Annotated in this window: 15 protein-coding genes; 6 read left to right on the forward strand and 9 right to left on the reverse strand. The window is 71.5% G+C overall.

Annotation, left to right across the window (positions count from 1 at the left end):
• Positions 1 to 39 precede the first annotated feature (39 nt).
• Together ACFY1U_RS31570 and ACFY1U_RS31575 are read left to right on the forward strand one after the other, a co-directional pair.
• Positions 40 to 1152 (forward strand): PP2C family protein-serine/threonine phosphatase, encoded by a 1113-nt coding sequence (locus ACFY1U_RS31570; RefSeq protein WP_390697535.1) that lies wholly within the window; start codon positions 40 to 42, stop codon positions 1150 to 1152.
• A 686-nt stretch (positions 1153 to 1838) separates the two neighbouring features.
• Complete coding sequence (locus ACFY1U_RS31575; RefSeq protein ID WP_390697536.1) at positions 1839 to 2045, forward strand: hypothetical protein; 207 nt, start codon at positions 1839 to 1841, stop codon at positions 2043 to 2045.
• Between the two features lie 51 nt (positions 2046 to 2096).
• Here ACFY1U_RS31575 and ACFY1U_RS31580 read toward each other — a convergent pair whose 3' ends face one another.
• Positions 2097 to 3227, reverse strand: a complete 1131-nt coding sequence (locus ACFY1U_RS31580) for a sulfite oxidase (RefSeq protein WP_390697537.1) — start codon at positions 3225 to 3227, stop codon at positions 2097 to 2099.
• Positions 3228 to 3488: 261 nt separating this feature from the next.
• On the opposite strand from ACFY1U_RS31580, the gene sthA reads away from it, so the two are divergent.
• Positions 3489 to 4892, forward strand: a complete 1404-nt coding sequence (gene sthA / locus ACFY1U_RS31585; protein WP_390697538.1) for a Si-specific NAD(P)(+) transhydrogenase — start codon at positions 3489 to 3491, stop codon at positions 4890 to 4892.
• Positions 4893 to 4902: 10 nt separating this feature from the next.
• Here sthA and ACFY1U_RS31590 read toward each other — a convergent pair whose 3' ends face one another.
• Positions 4903 to 5406, reverse strand: a complete 504-nt coding sequence (locus ACFY1U_RS31590) for a DUF5709 domain-containing protein (RefSeq protein ID WP_390697539.1) — start codon at positions 5404 to 5406, stop codon at positions 4903 to 4905.
• Between the two features lie 346 nt (positions 5407 to 5752).
• On the opposite strand from ACFY1U_RS31590, the gene ACFY1U_RS31595 reads away from it, so the two are divergent.
• Both ACFY1U_RS31595 and ACFY1U_RS31600 read left to right on the forward strand, forming a co-directional pair.
• A complete protein-coding gene (locus ACFY1U_RS31595) occupies positions 5753 to 7225 on the forward strand; it encodes an APC family permease (protein ID WP_390697540.1) in 1473 nt (490 codons plus the stop codon).
• 11 nt (positions 7226 to 7236) lie between these two features.
• Positions 7237 to 8199, forward strand: coding sequence for a hypothetical protein (locus tag ACFY1U_RS31600; protein WP_390697541.1), 963 nt, complete (start codon positions 7237 to 7239; stop codon positions 8197 to 8199).
• 13 nt (positions 8200 to 8212) lie between these two features.
• Here the strand turns inward: ACFY1U_RS31600 and ACFY1U_RS31605 are convergent, their stop codons facing one another.
• The 5 genes from ACFY1U_RS31605 to ACFY1U_RS31625 form a co-directional block, all read right to left on the reverse strand.
• On the reverse strand, positions 8213 to 9361 hold the full coding sequence (locus ACFY1U_RS31605; protein WP_390697542.1) for a HoxN/HupN/NixA family nickel/cobalt transporter: 1149 nt from the start codon (positions 9359 to 9361) through the stop codon (positions 8213 to 8215).
• 142 nt (positions 9362 to 9503) lie between these two features.
• A complete protein-coding gene (gene prcB, locus ACFY1U_RS31610) occupies positions 9504 to 10358 on the reverse strand; it encodes a proteasome subunit beta (RefSeq protein ID WP_390697543.1) in 855 nt (284 codons plus the stop codon).
• A gap of 132 nt (positions 10359 to 10490) precedes the next feature.
• A complete protein-coding gene (locus ACFY1U_RS31615) occupies positions 10491 to 12827 on the reverse strand; it encodes a glycoside hydrolase family 65 protein (RefSeq protein WP_390697544.1) in 2337 nt (778 codons plus the stop codon).
• Positions 12824 to 13576 carry an HAD family hydrolase gene (locus ACFY1U_RS31620; protein ID WP_390697545.1) on the reverse strand — a complete coding sequence of 251 codons (753 nt, stop codon included), beginning with the start codon at positions 13574 to 13576 and terminating at the stop codon, positions 12824 to 12826. The genes ACFY1U_RS31615 and ACFY1U_RS31620 overlap by 4 nt, the downstream gene beginning before the upstream one ends.
• Before the next feature lie 54 nt (positions 13577 to 13630).
• On the reverse strand, positions 13631 to 14026 hold the full coding sequence (locus ACFY1U_RS31625) for a YybH family protein (protein ID WP_390697546.1): 396 nt from the start codon (positions 14024 to 14026) through the stop codon (positions 13631 to 13633).
• Positions 14027 to 14132: 106 nt separating this feature from the next.
• On the opposite strand from ACFY1U_RS31625, the gene ACFY1U_RS31630 reads away from it, so the two are divergent.
• A complete protein-coding gene (locus tag ACFY1U_RS31630) occupies positions 14133 to 14789 on the forward strand; it encodes a nucleoside/nucleotide kinase family protein (protein WP_390697547.1) in 657 nt (218 codons plus the stop codon).
• On the opposite strand, the gene ACFY1U_RS31635 is transcribed toward ACFY1U_RS31630, so the two are convergent.
• Both ACFY1U_RS31635 and ACFY1U_RS31640 read right to left on the reverse strand, forming a co-directional pair.
• Positions 14779 to 16602, reverse strand: a complete 1824-nt coding sequence (locus ACFY1U_RS31635; RefSeq protein ID WP_390697548.1) for a hypothetical protein — start codon at positions 16600 to 16602, stop codon at positions 14779 to 14781. The genes ACFY1U_RS31630 and ACFY1U_RS31635 overlap by 11 nt on opposite strands.
• Before the next feature lie 13 nt (positions 16603 to 16615).
• Complete coding sequence (locus tag ACFY1U_RS31640) at positions 16616 to 18322, reverse strand: hypothetical protein (RefSeq protein WP_390697549.1); 1707 nt, start codon at positions 18320 to 18322, stop codon at positions 16616 to 16618.
• Between the last annotated feature and the right edge of the window lie 2 nt (positions 18323 to 18324).

Consider the following 18324-nt stretch of genomic DNA (forward strand, 5'->3'; position numbering starts at 1 on the left):
CGGCGTGCGGGCCGCGGCCCGCCGTAGGAGCGTGGTGCTGTGGGAAAGGTGCACCTCCTGTCAGCGCGCCGGCAGGTCCACGACCGGCGGGGCTGGCTGCGGGGCGCGCCACCGCCCCGGCTGGTGCGGCTGCTCCCGCTCGGCCTGATCATGGCCGTCTGCGCGGCCACCCTGGCCAGCCACGAACCCCTCGACATCGGTTTTCTGCTGGGCGCCATCCCACCCCTCGCCGTCCTGTCGTACGGGCCGCTGGCGACCGCGGTCCTCGGCGGAGTCGTCGTCGCCGTGCTGAACACCCCGGCCTTCCAGCTCAACCACCCCGGCAACACCGACCTGTTGACGATCACCTTCGTCTGCGTGCTGAGCGTGTTCGTGTCCTATGTGCGCAGCCGCCGCGACGCCCAGCTGCATCTGGAGCGCACGGTCGCCGAGGCCGCGCAGCGCGCCGTCGTCCCCCCGCTGCCCGAGCGGGTCGGTCCGGTCCGCTGCGTGGGCCTGTACCGGGCCGCTCAGCGCGGCACGCTGGTGGGCGGCGACTTCTTCGACGTACGCGAGGGGCCGCACGGGGTCCGGGCCGTGATGGGCGACGTCCAGGGGCACGGGCTGGCGGCGGTCGCCACCGTCGCCTCGCTGCTGGGCGCTTTCCGGGAGGCGGTGCTGGACCAGCCGGACCTGGAGTCGGTCGCCGCCCGGCTCGACCGCAGGCTGGAGCTGGATTCGGCGTCGTCCCGGTACGCCGAGCTGTTCGCGACCGCCGTACTGCTGGAGTTCTCGCCCGATGCCCGGTCGGTGCGGATCGTGTCCTGCGGGCATCCGGCGCCCGTGCTGCTGCGCGGCCGGCAGGCCACCGAGATCGCGCTCGCCTCGTGGACGCCGCTCGGTCTCGGCCTGTCCGACGGCGGCCCGCACGCCGGGCTCACGCTGCGGCTGGAGCCCGGCCACAGCCTGTTCCTGGCCTCGGACGGCGTGAGCGAGGCACGCGACTCCTCCGGCGCCTTCTACCCCCTGACCGCCCGCCTCTCCGCCCTGGCCGACGACGACCCGGCCGTACTCGCGGACCGCGTGTGGGCGGATCTCGTACGGTACTGCCCTGCCGTCGACGACGACGTGACGATGCTCGTCCTCACGCCCGCGTCACCGGACGCCGACTGACGTCCGACGCGGGGCCTGCCACCTGCTCACCCTCGGCGTCGGCGTCGGCGTGCGGCATGATTCGGTCCAGCCAGCGGGGCGTCCAGCAGGCGTGCGGGCCCGGCAGCGTCACCGCGGCCGGAACCATCAGCGGTCGTACGACGGTCGTGACGCCCCCCTCTCGGCGTCGGTCTCGGCGACGGGACGCCGCAGTCCGAGCATGGCCGGGACCAGTGTCAGGGCGCCGATGAACGCCGAGACGACCGTCGTGGCGGCGGCCAGGCCGACCGGCGGCGATCACGCTGCCGACCGTCCTGCAGGACGATCCAGGCCCTGCTGGGAGTGCACGCCGGGCAGGGAGAAGTGGTCGGAGTGCTCCCCGCCGAGGGACCGATTGAGGGTCTACAGCGCCACGAGCGCCACCAGCCAGACCAGACCAGGCCAGGACGACGATCACGAAGTGCCTGGCGGACCTCCTCCAGCCGTCGCGGTATCCCTGCGGTGACAGCCCCCGCGCCCCCTCGCCAGTGTGGGTCGGTGACATGCTCTCGGTCTTCTCTGCCGGTCGAGACGGTCGTCGTTTCCCATTAGACGCCCGCCCTGTCACTTGGGCATCTCGGGTCACTCGCGTGTGCTTCCGGATGCACGCCGGGCTCCCGCGATGAATGGTGTTAGCAGTAGCGATCCGGACTCGAGGAGCAGAGATCATGCCGACGTCACAGCCCGACGTGTCCGGGCCGTCCGAGGACCGCGTCACCCCGGACGACCTGCTCCACACCCGCACCGGCACCGATGTGTCGCCGGAGGACCTGGTCCTTGCCACGGGCAGGGACATCACCCCGCACAACCTCGAATGGGCCAGGCGCAAGCTGGAGACGGAGGGCCCCGCCGCCCTGGAGAAACTGCTGCCGTAGAGCCGTACCCGTACCCGTTCCCGTACGCCCGCCTGGGGTCCCGGTGCCGGTTCAGTCCGTGTCGCCGGGCTCCAGGCACAGCACCGGCACCCGCTGGACCAGGTTGTTGGTGAAGCCGCCGCGGTTCCAGTGCTGCTCCAGCGGCTGGGTGTGTCCTTCGGCGTCGGTGGCCCGAGCGCTCAGCACATGCTCGCCGGGGGTCGCCGTCCAGTCGAGGTGCCAGCGGCGCCACGCCCACCGGCGCCCCCCGTCGGGCTCCAGTTCCGCCTTGTGCCAAGTGCGCCCGCCGTCCGTGCTCACCTCGGCCCCCGCGAGCGGTGCCCGCCCCGACCAGGCGCGGCCCTCCAGGGTCACCGGGCCCGGACGCACCACACGGGCGCGGGACATGAAGTCCGGGAAGCCGGGCGGGATCAGCAGGGCGCGCGGCTCGATCCGGGTGACCGGTCGGCCCTCGTCGGCGGGGTCCTGCCGGAGCCGGTAGGCCACGGCCTGCTGGAAACCCGTGAACGGCGCGTCGGTGACGGTGATCTCGCGCAGCCACTTCACGTGGGCCATGCCGTACCAGCCGGGCACGATCAGGCGCAACGGACGGCCGTGCTGGGGCAGCAGCGGGGCGCCGTTCATGGCGTACGCCACCAGTACCTCGGGCTCGGTGCCCATGGCCACGTCCACCGGAAGGGACCGCTGGTAGTCCTGTTCGACGCCACGTTCCACGCCGTGGTCGGCGCCGGTGAAGACCACCTCGACGGCGTCCGGTTCCACCCCGGCCTCTGCGAGCAGCAGCCGCAGCGGTACGCCCGTCCACTCGGCGGTGCCGACCGCCTCGACGAGCCAGGGCTGGCTGACCGGACGGGGCGTCAGCAGGGCCCGCCCGTTGCCCGCGCACTCCATGGTCACGCGCGTGGTGACCTGGGGGCGGGTCCGCAGTTCGGCCAGGTCCAGCTGCAGCGGACGGCGGACCCGGCCCCCGACGCTCAGTGGCCAGGGCGTGTCGTCGGGGACGTACGGGATGTCGTAGTGCGTGAGCAGGTAGTGCAGGCCCGGCGGGGTGACGTCGTAGCGCAGTGCCTCGAGCGGGAGGCCGTGGTTGCGGGTGGCGAGCGCCAGTTCGTCCCGGCCGATGCCCTCGTCGGGGGCGGCCAGCCGGGCGGGGGTGCTCGCGTCGGCGAGTCGGTGGCCCATGCCGGCATTATCGCTCCGCTGGGTCGTGCCGGGTGCGGCTTCGCCGCGGGCCGCGACATGCCGTCTGCCGGCTGCGGCGCCATCGTGGCTGGGCGCTCCCCCACTCTCGGCTTCGCTCGAGCGGGGGGACCCCCATCGCGGCGCAGCCGCACATCGATGCAGCCCCGCGCCCCTCACAGGGCTTGCGCCCCGTCACTTCGTGGACGGTTGTTGTCCGTTCAGTCTTTCGAAGCGGGGTCCGGGGCTGACAGACTCCGGAGGGTGCCCGACTTCGACATGCTTGTCATCGGATCCGGCCCGGGTGGCCAGAAGGCCGCCATCGCCGCGGCCAAGCTCGGCCGCCGGGTCGCCGTCGTCGACCGCCCCGACATGGTCGGCGGGGTCTCCATCCATACCGGCACCATCCCCTCCAAGACCCTGCGCGAGGCGGTGCTGTACCTGACCGGTCTCACGCAGCGGGATCTGTACGGGCAGAGCTACCGGCTGAAGGAGGACATCACCGTCTCCGACCTGACCTCGCGCACCGAGCACGTGGTCGGCCGGGAGGTCGACGTCATCCGCAACCAGCTCTCCCGCAACCACGTCTCCCTCTTCGCCGGCACCGGCAGTTTCGTCGACCCGCACACCATCGCGCTGCGCGAGGTCACCGGCAACGAACGGCTGCTCAGCGCGGATCACATCGTCATCGCCACCGGTACCCGGCCGGCCCGGCCGGACAGCGTCGAGTTCGACGGCCGTACGATCATGGACTCCGACAATGTGCTGGCGCTGGAACGCGTCCCGCGTTCCATGGTCATCGTCGGCGCGGGGGTCATCGGCATGGAGTACGCCTCCATGTTCGCGGCGCTCGGCAGCAAGGTGACGGTCGTCGAGAAGCGTGCCGGGATGCTCGACATGTGCGACGTCGAGGTCATCGAGTCGCTCAAGTACCACCTGCGGGACCTCGCCGTGACGTTCCGGTTCGGCGAGACCGTCGCCGCGGTGGAGCGGCATCCGCGGGGCACGCTGACCATCCTGGAGAGCGGCAAGAAGATACCGGCCGACGCCGTGATGTACTCCGCGGGCCGGCAGGGCCTGACCGACGAACTCGACCTGGACAAGGCCGGACTGTCCGCGGACAAGCGCGGCCGGATCACCGTGGACGAGCACTACCGCACGCAGGTGCCGCACATCTACGCCGTCGGCGACGTGATCGGCTTCCCCGCGCTGGCCGCGACCTCCATGGAGCAGGGGCGGGCGGCCGCCTACCACGCCTTCGGCGAACCGGTCGGCCAGATGCACAACCTCCAGCCCATCGGCATCTACACCATCCCGGAGATCAGCTTCGTCGGCCGGACCGAGGATCAACTCACCGAGGACTGCGTGCCGTTCGAGGTCGGCATCTCCCGATACCGCGAACTGGCCCGGGGCCAGATCATCGGCGACTCGCACGGCATGCTGAAGCTGCTGGTCTCCCCGGAGGACCGCACCCTCCTCGGCGTGCACTGCTTCGGCACCGGCGCCACCGAACTCATCCACATCGGCCAGTCGGTGATGGGCTGCGGCGGCACCGTCGACTATCTGGTCGACGCGGTCTTCAACTACCCGACGCTGGCGGAGTCCTACAAGGTCGCCGCCCTCGACGCCACCAACAAGCTGCGGCAGATCGACCGGATCGGCGACTGAGGGGCCGGCGTCAGCGGTCGTGCTCGGCATCGGGCAGCTGCGTGGTGTCCTCGACGACGTGGACGGCGGCCTCCTCGGCGCCGGCGGCACCACCGTCGATGCCCGCGTCGTCGGCGACCGTCTCCTTGGTCCTGTCGGGGTGGGCGCCCTCGTCCGGAGCGACCAGGCGGCCCGCGCGCTCCGTGCCGGCCTCCGGGTCGACGGGTTCGCCCTCACCTCCGGGGAGGTCGCCGACCTCGTCACCGGCGGGCACGGCCGCGTCGGGGACCTCCTCGGCGAGCCGTTCGTCGAGGCTCTCGCCGCTGTGCTGCTCAGCGGCCGTCGTGCCGTGTTTAGTGACGCCGAGCGGCTTCTCCGGTGGGGAGTAGCCCTCGTCGAGGGTGTCGTCGTAGGTGCGTTCGTCGACGGCGTCCTGCAGGTCGAGCGGCGCCGCGTCCTCCTGCTCCTCGTTGGTCCCGGTGGGCTGGTAGGCGTCGTCGGCCATCGGTTCGGGGCTCGTGTGTTCGCTGCCCATGAGTGCCTCCCTCGCGCGCTGCGGCGGGTCGTCTGTACGGTGTCCCGATCCGCGTTTCCCGTTGCGCGCCGTCCAACCACGGCCGTCGCCGGTGGCGCAGGAGGTTACTTCTTGGTCAATCTTGAAAGGTCAAGGAGTAGGGCTATCATCACTCGCACACACGGTGTGACCGAACGACAACGCAGGCAGCCGTGCGCCATCCACCACCCCATTTGTTTTTCGCTGCCCTTGATCTGCTCCGAGGCCAACCCTCGGGGATCCGGGGCGGGTTCCTCACCCCCCACCTCCCCCTACGCCGTCGGGGCGGGTCGCCCTCGCGTCGTGCAAGACGGAAAGCAGCGCAACCATGAGCAACAGCAGGGGCAGAGGGCTGCAGGCCAATGCCCTCGGTACGTTCGACACCGTGGTGATGGCCGTCGCGGGCAGCGCCCCGGCGTACTCGATCGCCGCGACCACCGCCGTCCTCGTCGGCGCGGTGGGCCTGGCCAGCCCGGCCGCGCTGCTGTACTGCGCGATACCCATGCTGGGCATCGCGCTGGCGTTCAGCTATCTCGGCCGTATCGACGTGAACGCGGGGGCCAGCTACTCCTGGGTGGGGCGCACCCTGCATCCCTTTCTCGGGTTCATCAGCGGCTGGGCGCTGGTCATCTCGGCGACCATCTTCATGGTGGCCGGCTCGCTGCCCGCGGGGTCGATGACGCTGGCCCTGTTCGACAGCGGCCTCGCCGACAACACCGCGCTGTCGACGGTGGTCGGCGCGGCCTGGTTCATCATCATGCTGCTCGTGGTGCTCGGCGGCGCCCGGCTCACGGTCCGCGCCCAGCTCGTCATGTCCGGCGTCGAGCTGGCGATACTGGCGCTGTTCGCGGTCCTCGCCCTCTTCCACACCGGCAACGCCCGCGTGTTCGACTGGTCCTGGCTCGGCTTCTCGCACTTCGACGGCGTGTCGGGTTTTGCCTCGGGCGCACTCGTCGCCGCCTTCTACTACTGGGGCTGGGACGTCACCAGCAACCTGAGCGAGGAGACCCGCAACAGCCGCCGTACGACGGGACTCGCCGGGCTGATCGGGGTGGGGATCGTCTTCCTGCTCTTCGAGGTGTTCACCATCGCGGTGAACGTCATCCTGTCCTCGAAGCAGATCGAGGCGAACGACGCCAACGTGCTGGGTGCCCTCGGTGAGGAGATCTGGCCGGGCTGGGGCGGCAAGCTGCTGATCGTGGCGGTGATGCTGTCGACCATCGCCACCCTGGAGACCACTCTCATCCAGGTCACGCGCTCGCTGTTCGCGATGGGCCGGGACCGTACGATGCCCTCCGCGCTCGGCCGGGTGCACCGCACCTGGAACACCCCGTGGGTGGCGATCACGGTGGTCGGCGCGGTGGCACTGGCGATGTTCATCGCCTCCAACGCGCTGGGCTCGGTCGGTGAGATCCTCTCCGACGCGATCTCGGCGATCGGTCTGCAGATCGCCGTGTACTACGGCCTCGCGGGCCTCGCGGTGGTCGTGGCGTACCGCAGGATGCTGCTGAAGTCGCCCGCCAACTTCCTGCTCGGCGGGCTGTGGCCGCTGTTCGGCGCCCTGTTCATGTTCTGGATCTTCGCCGAGTCGCTGAGCGAGCTCGACAGCGCGGCGGTCGCGATCGGCATCGGCGGGCTCGCCGTCGGGCTGGTCCCGATGCTCTGGTACTGGAGGCAGGGCAGCGACTACTACCGGCCCGCCCGCCTGGACGCCAGCCGCACCGTCGAGGCGGAGTACGTCCCCGACGACCTGCCCACCGCGAACTCCCGTGTCCACGAAGGTCTCTCCACCGACTTCTGAGGCAGACCCCGATGGCGAGAGACCGATTCACTCCCGACTACGACCCCGACTGCGGGGACGCGCCCCTGACCAACGCACGTCACGACATCGTCATCGGCCGCTGGCAGGGCCTGAGAGAACTGCTGCGGGACACCGGTCCGGACTGGCTCGCGCGCGGCCACCGCATCCGGCTGCTCGCCCAGGCCTGCGCGGGCAGTTCGACCGTGGAGTCCTGGCTGGCGGCCGAACCCCACAGCGGTGACGCGCTGGTGCTGCGGGCCGCGACGGAGACGGCCCGCGCGTTCAACCTGGCGATCGCCGCGGGCCGGGGGGTGCCGATCGACCCGCACCGCATCGACACCGCGGTGACGGCGTGTCTGCACGCCTCGGAGGCATATCTGGACGACCCGACGCCCTGGATCTCCCTGATCTCGGTGGCCCGGCTGTACTCCTCGGGGGTGCGCCGGCAGGAACTGTCGCGCTGGTGGGACGAGCTGCACCAGCGCGACCCGTACAGCGTGGAGGGCCACCTGCAGGTCCTGCACTACTACTCGGCCCGCTGGCACGGCAGCCACGGCCTCATGTACGACTTCGCCCGCGACGCGGCCGGAGTGGCACCCACGGGCTGCGCACTGCCGGTTCTGGTGCAGTACGCGCGGGTGGAGGAGTACCGCTACGCCCTCGACGTGGCGCAGGGCAGCCAGTCCGCGGTGGGCCTCGGGCAGCACTGGAACCACGACGGCGCGGTCAGCGACGTACGCCGCACCTGGCAGCGGTGGATCATGGGCCGCACGAACAGCGGCATCGCCCCCGGCGAACTGCGCGACCTCAACTACCTGGCACACGCCGCCTGCAACGCACACGTCCCGGAGGTCGCCGCCACCCTGCTGCGGATGCTGGGGCGCCGCGCCACACGGACTCCCTGGTCCTACACGGGGGATCCGGACCAGCAGTTCGTGAGGTGGCGCAAGGAGCTGAAGCTGCGGGGAGCCTGAACGGACGGCGGGTCTAGTCCGCGGGCCGCTGCGCGGGACGGGACAGGCCCGCCGTCCACTTCTCCTCGATGCGGCCCAGCTTCCACACCAGCAGCGCCACGATCCAGGTGGCGAAGAACAGGCCGACGATGGCGAAGCCGACGGTGTTGAGGTCGAGGCCGGCGATCCAGTCCCAGAAAGCGCCGTGCAGACCGAGCTTCTGGGCCAGCAGGCCGAGGAGTTCGACCGTGCCGATGAGCAGGGCGACGGCGACCGAGAGGCCGGTGATGGTGAGGTTGTAGTAGACCTTGCGGACCGGCTTGGAGAACGCCCAGTCGTAGGCGAAGTTCATGAACGAGCCGTCGATGGTGTCCAGGAGCGACATGCCCGCGGCGAACAGGACGGGCAGGCACAGGATCGCGTACCAGGGAAGTCCCGAGGCGGCTCCGGAGCCGGCCAGCACGAGCAGCGCGATCTCGGTGGCGGTGTCGAAGCCGAGGCCGAAGAGCAGGCCCAGCGGGTACATGTGCCAGGGCTTGGTGACCGACTTCATCACGCGGCCCAGCAGGCGGTTCATGAAGCCGCGGTTGCCCAGCTGCTCCTCCAGGGCCGCCTCGTCGAAGTCGCCGGATCGCATGCGCCGGAACACCTTCCAGATTCCCTCCATGATCACGAGGTTGATGATCGCGATGAGGTAGAGGAAGGTTCCGGAGACGGTCGTGCCGATCAGGCCGGTGATGTCGTGCAGCCGGGAGTTGTCGTCGCGGACCGGTCCGGCCACGGCCTTGACGCCGAAGGAGAGCAGCAGCGCCAGGGCGAAGACGACGCTGGAGTGCCCGAGCGAGAACCAGAAGCCGACCGACAGGGGCCGCTGCCCCTCGCCCATCAGCTTGCGGGTGGTGTTGTCGATCGCGGCGATGTGGTCCGCGTCGAAGGCGTGCCGCATGCCGAGCGTGTAGGCGGTGACGCCGATGCCGACACCGAAGGACTGCGTGCCGACGCTGTAGTGCTCGGGTGCCACGATCCCGACGAGCGTGAACCAGCCGATGAGGTGCAGGGCGAGGACGAAGGCGGCCATCCAGCCGATCCTGGTCCACTCCTCCCGTGTCATCGAGGTGCGGACACGGTGCCAGGCGGAGGCCTTGGCGGGGAGTGGCGGAGCGGTTTCGGGGGCGGCCGTCATACGGGGAGGTCTTCCTTCGGGTGCACAGCGGCTGCGGTCCGCAACCTTGTGCCATCCTCCTGCACTTGCAAACAATGTGCAGCAAAGGTCGCGACAGCTCTTCCCCATGGAAGGGGAAAGAACGCGAGTGCGGGACCCGCGGTCAGGGAGTGGCGGTCGGGCCGTCCGGCCGGCTGCGGCGCTGCTCCACCATCTCGCGGCTCAGCGCCTCCGTCTCGGGCTCCGACAGCCGCTCGAAGCCCTCCTCGGTGATCACCGACACGATGGGGAAGATACGGCGGTTGATGTCCGGGCCGCCGGTCGCGGAGTCGTCGTCGGCCGCGTCGTAGAGGGCCTGCAGGGCGGCCAGCGCCGCCTCGCGCCGGTCCATGCCCTTGCGGAACAGCTTCTTGAGCGCGCCCCGGGCGTACGGCGATCCGGAGCCCTCGGCGTGGAAGTCCGTCTTCTCGTACAGGCCGCCGGCGACGTCGAAGCTGAAGATGCGGCCCTTCTCGCCGTCCGGGGCCGTCTCGTCGTAGCCGGTCAGGAGCGGTACGACGGCGAGGCCCTGCATGGCCTGGCCGAGGTTCTGCCGGATCATGCCGGCCAGGCGCCTCGCCTTGGCGTTGAGGGTCATCGGGATGCCCTCGATCTTCTCGAAGTGCGTCAGCTCGACCTGGTACAGCTTCACCATGTCCAGGGCGAGTCCGACGGAGCCGGCGAAGGCCACGGCGGTGTAGTCGTCCGCGGGGTGCACCTTCTCCAGGTCGCGCTGGGCGATGAGGTTGCCCATCGTGGCACGGCGGTCGCCGGCGATCAGCACGCCGTCGCGGTAGGCGAGGGCCAGCACGGTGGTGCCGTGCGGGAACCGTCCGGGTTCGGCGCGGACGCCGTCGGGGAAGGGCGGCCGGGTGGGCAGCAGTTCGGGGCGGTGGGCGGCCAGGAACTCGGTGAAGGACGCGGCTCCCGGAGTGAAGAACTCCTCCCCCAGCTGGCCGCCGGTGTCGCTCGCTGTCATGCCACTCCCCCTTCTCGTCGGCCGGACATCCGACTCCTACCTGAACCGGGGGCCCGGGAAACGCCCGTCCCGCCACCGCGGCGCCGGTTCGGATGAACCTGCCGCCCGGCATGCGGCCGGATGGCTGACGCCCTAGCGCGGGCTGCGGTGCGGCGGCTGCTGCGGGGCCGGGCGGGCCGGGAGTGGGGGGATCGCGCGGACGACGGGGCCGTCGGCGCGCAGGGTCACGGGGGTTTCGTGGTGGCGGATGGTCAGGGTCGGGCCGGACAGCAGGGTGTACGTGGCCTTGTCGGGGCCGACCTCCACGCGCAGGCGGCGGCCGAGGAACTGGAGGGAGAAGGCCAGGCGGCTGAACCTCTCGGGCAGGCGCGGGGCGAAGCGCAGCGAGTCGCCGTCGCGGCGCAGTCCGCCGAAACCGGCCACCAGGGCCGTCCAGGTGCCGGCGAGGGACGCGATGTGCAACCCGTCGCGCGTGTTGTGCTGCAGGTCCGCCAGATCCATCAGCGCCGACTCGGCCGCGTAGGCGTAGGCGAGGTCCAGATGGCCGGCCTGGGCGGCGATCACGGCCTGGACGCTCGCCGACAGCGAGGAGTCCCGGACGGTGAGGGGCTCGTAGTAGGCGAAGTTGCGGGCTATGTGCTCGTCGTCGAAGTGGCTGCCGCAGGTGTACATCGCGAGCACCAGGTCGGCCTGTTTGACGACCTGTTTGCGGTACAGGTCGAAATAGGGGAAGTGCAGCATCAGCGGGTACTGGTCCGGGCGGGTGCGGGCGAAGTCCCAGCGCTGGTAGCGGGTGAAGCCGGCGTGCTGCTCGTGCACGCCGAGTTCGTGGTTGTACGGGATGTGCATGGCCTCGGCGGCGTCCCGCCAGGCCGCGCTCTCCTCGTCGTCGACTCCCAGCCGCGCGGCCCGATCCGGGTACCGCTTGCAGGCGTCCGCGGCCTCCAGCAGGTTCGCGCGCGCCATGAGGTTGGTGTACGTGTTGTCGTCGGCGACCGCGCTGTACTCGTCGGGGCCGGTGACGCCGTCGATGTGGAAGGCGCCCTCGTGGTCGTGATGCCCCAGCGAGCGCCACAGGCGGGCCGTCTCCACCAGCAGCTCGGTACCGGCGTCCCGCTCGAACTGCTCGTCCCCGCTCGCCGCCGCGTACCGTACGACGGCGTCGGCGACGGCGGCGTTGACGTGGAAGGCGGCGGTGCCGGCCGGCCAGTACGCCGAGCCTTCCGAGCCCTCGATGGTGCGCCAGGGGAACGCGGCGCCGTTCAGGCCGAGCTGGGCCGCTCGCTCGCGGGCGGCGTCCAGTGTGCTGTGCCGCCAGCGCAGCGCCTCGGCCACGGCCTCGGGCGCGGTGTAGGTGAGCAGAGGCAGCACGAAGGCCTCGGTGTCCCAGAAGGCGTGGCCGTCGTAGCCGGAGCCGGTCAGGCCCTTGGCGGGGATCGCGCGCTGTTCGGCGCGGGCGCCGGCCTGCAGGACGTGGAAGAGGGCGAAGCGGACGGCCTGCTGGATCTCCTCGTCGCCGTCGACCTCGACGTCGGCGCGCGCCCAGAAGTCGTCGAGATACGCGCGCTGTTCCTTTGCGAGGCCCGCCCAGCCGCCGACCGCGGCCGCCGCGAGGGCCGCGTCGACCTGGTCGCCCATCGCCGGTTTGGAGCGGGTGGCGGACCAGCCGTGGGCGACGAGCTTCTCCACACGCAGCCGCTCGCCCGGTTCGAGGACGGAGGTGACGGTGAGACGGGCGACGTCCTCCTTGCTCTCGCTGCCGGTGGTGGTCGCGTCCGGGCCGGTCACGACGTGGTCGGCGCCCACGGCGACGCGCTGACCGGTGCGCCGGGTGCGGTGCACGAGGCGCAGCCGGGACCCCTCGGCGAAGGCCTCCTCCGCCTCCAGGGGCGACTGCAGGGCCATGGCCGCCCGGGGGTCGCCCTTGCGCTCGGGCAGCTGCTCGTTGGCGACGAGCTCCGACTGGAGGACCACACGCGTGCGCGTGCCGACGGCCTCCACCTCGTAGGCCACAGCGGCGATCGCCCGCTGGGTGAGGGAGACGAGCCGGGTCGAGCGCACACGGATCGTCGTACCGGCCGGCGAGACCCACTCGCAGACCCGCTCCAGCACTCCCCTGCGCAGGTCGAGGGTGCGCTCGTGGGAGACGAGGCGGCCGTAGCGCAGGTCGAAGGGCTCGTCGTCGACCAGCAGGCGCAGGACCTTGCCGTTGGTGACGTTGATGACGGTCTGGCCGGACTCCGGGTATCCGTACCCGGCCTCCGCGTAGGGCAGCGGGTGCAGTTCGTGGACGCCGCCGAGGTAGGAGCCGGGCAGGCCGTGCGGTTCTCCCTCGTCGAGGTTGCCGCGCCAGCCGACGTGGCCGTTGGACAGCGCGAAGACGGACTCGCTCTGCGCCAGGACGTCGAGATTGAGCGCCGTCTCGCGCACGGCCCAGGGTTCGACGGTGTACGACCGGTCGGTGATCACGCCCGGCCTCCCAGTTCGGCGAGGTCCTTCACGACCACGTCCGCGCCGTGTGCGTACAGCGCGTCGGTCTGTCCCACGCGGTCGACGCCGACGACGTATCCGAAGTGGCCGGACCGGCCGGCGTCCATGCCGGCGAGGGCGTCCTCGAAGACGGCCGCTCGCGACGGCTCGACCCCGAGGTCATGGGCGGCCTCGAGGAAGGTGTCGGGGTGCGGTTTGCCGGGCAGTTTGCGCTCGGCCGCGACGACACCGTCGATGCGGACCTCGAAGAGGTCCTCTGCGTGGATCGAGCGCAACACGTCACGGGTGTTGGCGCTGGAGGAGACGATCGCGGTGCGCAGACCATGGGCTCGTACGGCCTCGATGTAGCGCAGGGTGCCCTCGTAGGCCTCGACGCCCTGGGTGCGGATCCTCTCCAGGAGCAGGACGTTCTTGCGGTTGCCGAGCCCGTGGACGGTGGCCTTCTCGGGCGGGTCGTCGGGGGATCCCTCGGGCAGTTCGATGCCCCGGGAGGCGAGAAAGGTGCGGACCCCGTCGGCGCGGGGGCGCCCGTCGACGTACTCGTCGTAGTCGGCCACGGCGTCGAAGGGCCGGAACTGCTCGCCGTCCCGCCCGCGCAGGAAGGCGTCGAAGGTCTCCTTCCAAGCGGCGGCGTGCACGACGGCCGTCCGGGTCACGACCCCGTCGAGGTCGAAGAGGCAGGCCTGGATGTCTTCGGGGAGACCGAGGGGCGGACCGAGCTGCGTCATACGGGTCCGGTTCCCCGTTCGGGGACATCCAGCTTGTGGCGCACGCCACACCGGTCAGTCGTGCGGGAACGAGTGGTGCTCGTGCGCCACCAGCCAGCGGTCGTGCTCCTTGCGCAGACCCAGCGTCAACCGCAGGCGGAGCGTGGGGTGTTCGGCCAGCTCCTGAAGCGTTCCACAGCGCAGGAGCGCATGCGCGTAGGCGACGTCGCTGCCGGCCGTGACGTCCAGGGACTCGATGTCGAAGCAGGCGCCCTGGGCCTGCCAGGCGAAGAACGGCGGCCAGGTCGCGCGATAGGCGGCGAGGCCGCGCAGGCCCTCGTGCGGCGGCGGGACGTCGTACATCACGATGTCCTCGGCGTGGTCGGCCAGGACGCCGTCCAGATCGCCGCGGTGGACGGCCTCGGCCCATTTCTCGATCAGTGTGCGGATCTGCGCTGCGTCGTCGGTCACGGCACCGGCCCCCTGCCTCGTCACGGACGTGTCCCCCGTACTCGGAGACGACTCCCCGCGCCGCCATAGTTCATCGCGCCGCCGCCCGGGTGACAGACTCTGCCGTGTGCCGCCGACTTTCGACGATCTGCTGACCCGTGCGCGCGCTCTGCCCCGCGGCGGGCGTCGCGCCGTCCTGGGCATCACCGGCAGCCCGGGCGCGGGCAAGTCGACCCTCGCGGAGAACCTCGTGCGGGAGCTGAACGCAGCGGCGGGAGAGCCGTGGGTCGCGCACGTGCCCATGGACGGCTTCCATCTCGCCGACGTCGAGCTGGAGCGGCTGGGCCGCCGGGACCGCAAGGGAGCGCCCGACACCTTCGACGCGGCCGGGTATGCGGCGTTGCTGGACCGCCTGCGCGAGAGCGAGGAAGGCGACGTGGTGTACGCGCCGGGGTTCGAGCGGGTGCTGGAGCAGCCCATCGCAGGCGCCGTACCGGTACCGCCGACGGCCCGGCTGGTGGTGACCGAGGGCAACTACCTGCTGCTGGACACGGGAGCCTGGCCCCGCGTGCGCAGCCGGCTCGACGAGGTGTGGTTCTGCGAACTGGACGAAGAAGAGCGCCTGCGCCGGCTGATCGCCCGGCACGAGGAGTTCGGCAAGGGGCACGACGAGGCGATGGCCTGGGTGCTGCGCAGCGACCAGCACAACGCGGAGCTGGTCGCCGCGACCCGCGACCGGGCGGACCTGGTGGTACCGGTGGGTGAACTCGACCTCAAGCAGTGAGCGTCAGCTGCGGCTCCCCGCGCCCGTCCGCCTCCCCGATCACCGCGGTGAAGGCGTCCGTCCGTACGGTCAGCCCCTGCTCATCCCACGTGGCAACGGCCCTGAAGGGCTCGGCGGAGCCGTACCGTACGGCGAACACATGCAGATCGTCCGGTGCACCTGGGATCGGCCCCGCCTCCAGGGCGGTGGAGCTCACCAGGTGGCGCCAGCCGTCGTCGGGGTTGCCGTAGCCGCGCGGGTCGGCGGCGAGTGCGAACGCCGCCTGTTCCTGGGTGAGTTCCGCGCGGGCGTCGAAGTGCTCCGGTCCCTGCGCCTGCGGGTGGGTCAGACGGAGGGTGCCGGCCGACGCCACCGCGCCCCCGGCCGTCCGGCGCACCCGGTCGCCGTCGTCGGCCGCGTAGGGCAGTCCCGCGAGCAGATACGGCTCGTTGGGCAGGCGTTCCACGGCGACGGTCGTCCACAGGCTCGTGCCGTCGGTGACGTAGAGGGACCGCACGTGCCGCAGGACGTGGTCGCGGCCGACCACCGGCTTGGTGACCAGCTTCGCCGCCAGGGCGCCGGTGCGCACGTCCCGCACCCGGACCTCGCCCATGGGACGGCAGAACACGAATCCGTCCAGCACCGGGCCGAAGCCGTGCTGGCGGTTCACGACCGCCGGCAGGTAGTAGGTGCCGCCCGCCTCGACGACCGACGGGGTCATACGGTCGTCGAAGGCCACCGAGACGGTGCCCGACCGCAGTTGGTGGCGGGCGGGCTCGGGCGAGGGCGTGCGGTGCCAGCGGGTGGGGTCCTGGATCTGCCAGACCAGCATCCAGGCGAAGTGCCCGTCGACGCCGCCGTCGGGCCCCGCCGCGTGCCGCCCCCAGCGGGTGTCGCCCCGGTAGCGGCCCAGGTCGGCGCCGATGCGGGCACCGAAGTAGCGCAGGCCCAGGACCGATTCGAAGGCGGAGTGCTGCTCGCTGTAGCGGGGGCCGCCGTTGTCGAAGCCGCCGTTCGTCAGCCGGGCGTCGATGTAGCGGGCGAGCGCGTCGCCGTCCTCGGCGAACATCTCCTCCCCGCTGACACGATGGGCCTGGGCGAGGAAGGACAGGGAGATCGGGCCGTAGTTGTTGTCGTAGGCGCCGCCGTGTTCCGGGGGCAGCAGGGCGCCCCGGTCGCGTACCCGGTGCGCACGGATCTTCTCGGTGTACAGGCCGATCGCCCGGGCGCGAACCAACTCCCCTTCGTCCGGCGGGAGATGGCGTGCCAGCATCAGGCCGCCGACGACGCAGCCGATGGCCTGGTTGCCGGCCTCCTGCGGGTTGAAGAAGGTCGCCTCGGTCAGCCAGCGCCAGTAACCCCGTGCCACGTCGAGCAGTTGGGCGCGCTGGTCGGCATCGACCAGGCCGTCCGGTGCGGCGAGGAGGTTGACCGCCTGGAGCAGCGCCCACACCGTGCTCGGCCAGTCGCCGATGGGGTGGGCGCCCGCCTCCAGGACGTAACGGGCGTACGGGAAGCCGGAGTTGCGGATCCTCAGGTTCGGGTAGCCGGGGTTGTCGTCGACGTAGACCCGCTCGCGCAGATGGAAGGCGAGGCTGCGGCGGACCGCCTCGGGCAGTCGGTCGTCCTTGGTGCGCTGCCAGGCGAAGGCGAGCAGGGACGTGATGCCGAGGGAGGTGTCGCCGATGTCGTCGACGCAGTCGGGGTGTTCGAGGTTGCCCTCGGGGGTGAGGCGCGCGAGGGCCTGCTCGGTGATGTCGGCGAGGACGGCGTCGTATGCCTCCGGGGTGTCCGGCAGGTCGTGCAGCGGCCCGAGCTGGCGTGGGAGGTGCAAGGAGATCAGCCCTTCATGCCCGAGATGTGGCGCGCAGTGTGAGGGTCAGTGTCTGCGGTCCGTGTCCGCCGAGGTAGACGCGGTTCCCGGTCGTCGCGTCGGTGCCGCCGGCCACGGTGTAGTCCTGCCCCGGGTCGTAGCGCAGTACGTCGCTGCGGTCCGGTCCGGCGAGCGGTTCGCCCGTCTCGACGGCGGCCTCGACCCGGATCTCGTCGTCGCCGACGCGGTAGGTCAACGGCTCGGTCGTCAGGCACCAGCGTCCGTCGCCGAGCGGTACGGCGCCCTGCGGCTCGCCACCCGGCCGGAAGGTCAGTTCGAGGGCCCAGGGCACCGATGGGCCGCTGATGTCGATCCGCAGGTCGGCCCCGTCCTCCCGCAGGTCGACCTCGACTCGGGTCGTGTGGGAGACCTCGTCCTGAGGACGGTCGGGGAACGCCATCGCCGCGGAGAAGCGGCCCTCGTCCACCAGACGGTAGGCGCCGTCGTCGCTCCTGAGGTCCTTCGGGAGCGGCTGGTAGTAGGCGGTGGTGAGGGTTTGGGTGAGCCGGTACCGGTTGTCGGCGAGCCGTTCCATGTCGGCGGCGCGGAACGGGCCCAGGTCGAAGAACACCCGTGAGAGGCGGACCGCGTCGAGGACTGCGGCACCGGCGAACAGGCGCAGGAAGGTGGGGTTGCAGGCGAGGCCCGAGCGGATGCGCCGGTGCTCGGGCACGTCGGAGCCGCCGTACACCACGGTGTGGGCGGTGGCCGAGGCATGTACGGCGAGGCGTGCGGTGGGGAGGTACCGGTCTCGCGGGAGCTTCTCCGCGTCCGGGGCCGGCAGGGCGCGGCACAGATCCGGGGTGAGGAGGGTCTGGGCGAGCAGGTCGGGGTCGTTGATGCCGTCGGCGGCCGCCAGGCGGGCCGCGCGGGCGAAGTCGCCCCGGCCGGTGCGGATCGCGAGCAGCCGGTAGTGCGGCAGGTAGGGCCACAGCGCGAACGACTGGCTCTGGTCCTGGCGGCGCGAGTGGACGGTCTCCACCGTGCCGTCCGGCCTGATCAGGTCCAGGGTCGCGGCGAGGTTGCGTTCGACGGCGTCCCGCAGGTCGCTGCGCCCGAGCACCTCGGCCAGCAACAGCAGCGACGGGTTGGTGACGATGGACGCGTAGACGGCGCTGCGTTCCGAGTACAGGCCGTCCGCGTCGATGTCGACGCCCTCGGCGAGCCACTCCTCGACACGGGCGAGCAGCCGGTCGTCCGGGAACGAACGGTGCAGCCGGGCCAGCGCCGCGGACAGCTCCCAGCGGTGGTTCGGGGTGTGGACCCCGCCGGTCAGGAGAGGGCCGGTGGCGGCGCCGGCGATCTCGGCGAGCGCCGCCGTGACGTCGTCCAGTTCCGGCCCCGCGCCCGCGGCGAGGACGTGCGCGTCGCACACGTCGTTGACGGTGAACGCGGAGTCCGGCGGCGACTGCACGTTGTCGCCGCCCGCAAAGAGGCCGGAGGCCGTCTGCAGGGACCGCAGGGCACGGAGGTGGGTCAGCGCGGCGGCGACGGCGCGCTCGCTGCCGTGCAGGGCCGACTCCGGCGAGCGGTACGCCGCGACCAGGGTCTTCACCCGCCGGGCCAGGGCGCGGTGCGGCCCGATGAATTCCGCCGACGGTTCCTCCGCGAGCAGGGCGGCCGACCCGTCGGCGGCGACCGCCGCTGCGCGGACGAACTCGTGGTCGAGCGGGGCGGTCAAGG

The sequence above is a fragment of the Streptomyces sp. NPDC001351 genome (assembly GCF_042896045.1).
In the GTDB taxonomy this organism is placed as follows: Bacteria; Actinomycetota; Actinomycetes; order Streptomycetales; family Streptomycetaceae; genus Streptomyces.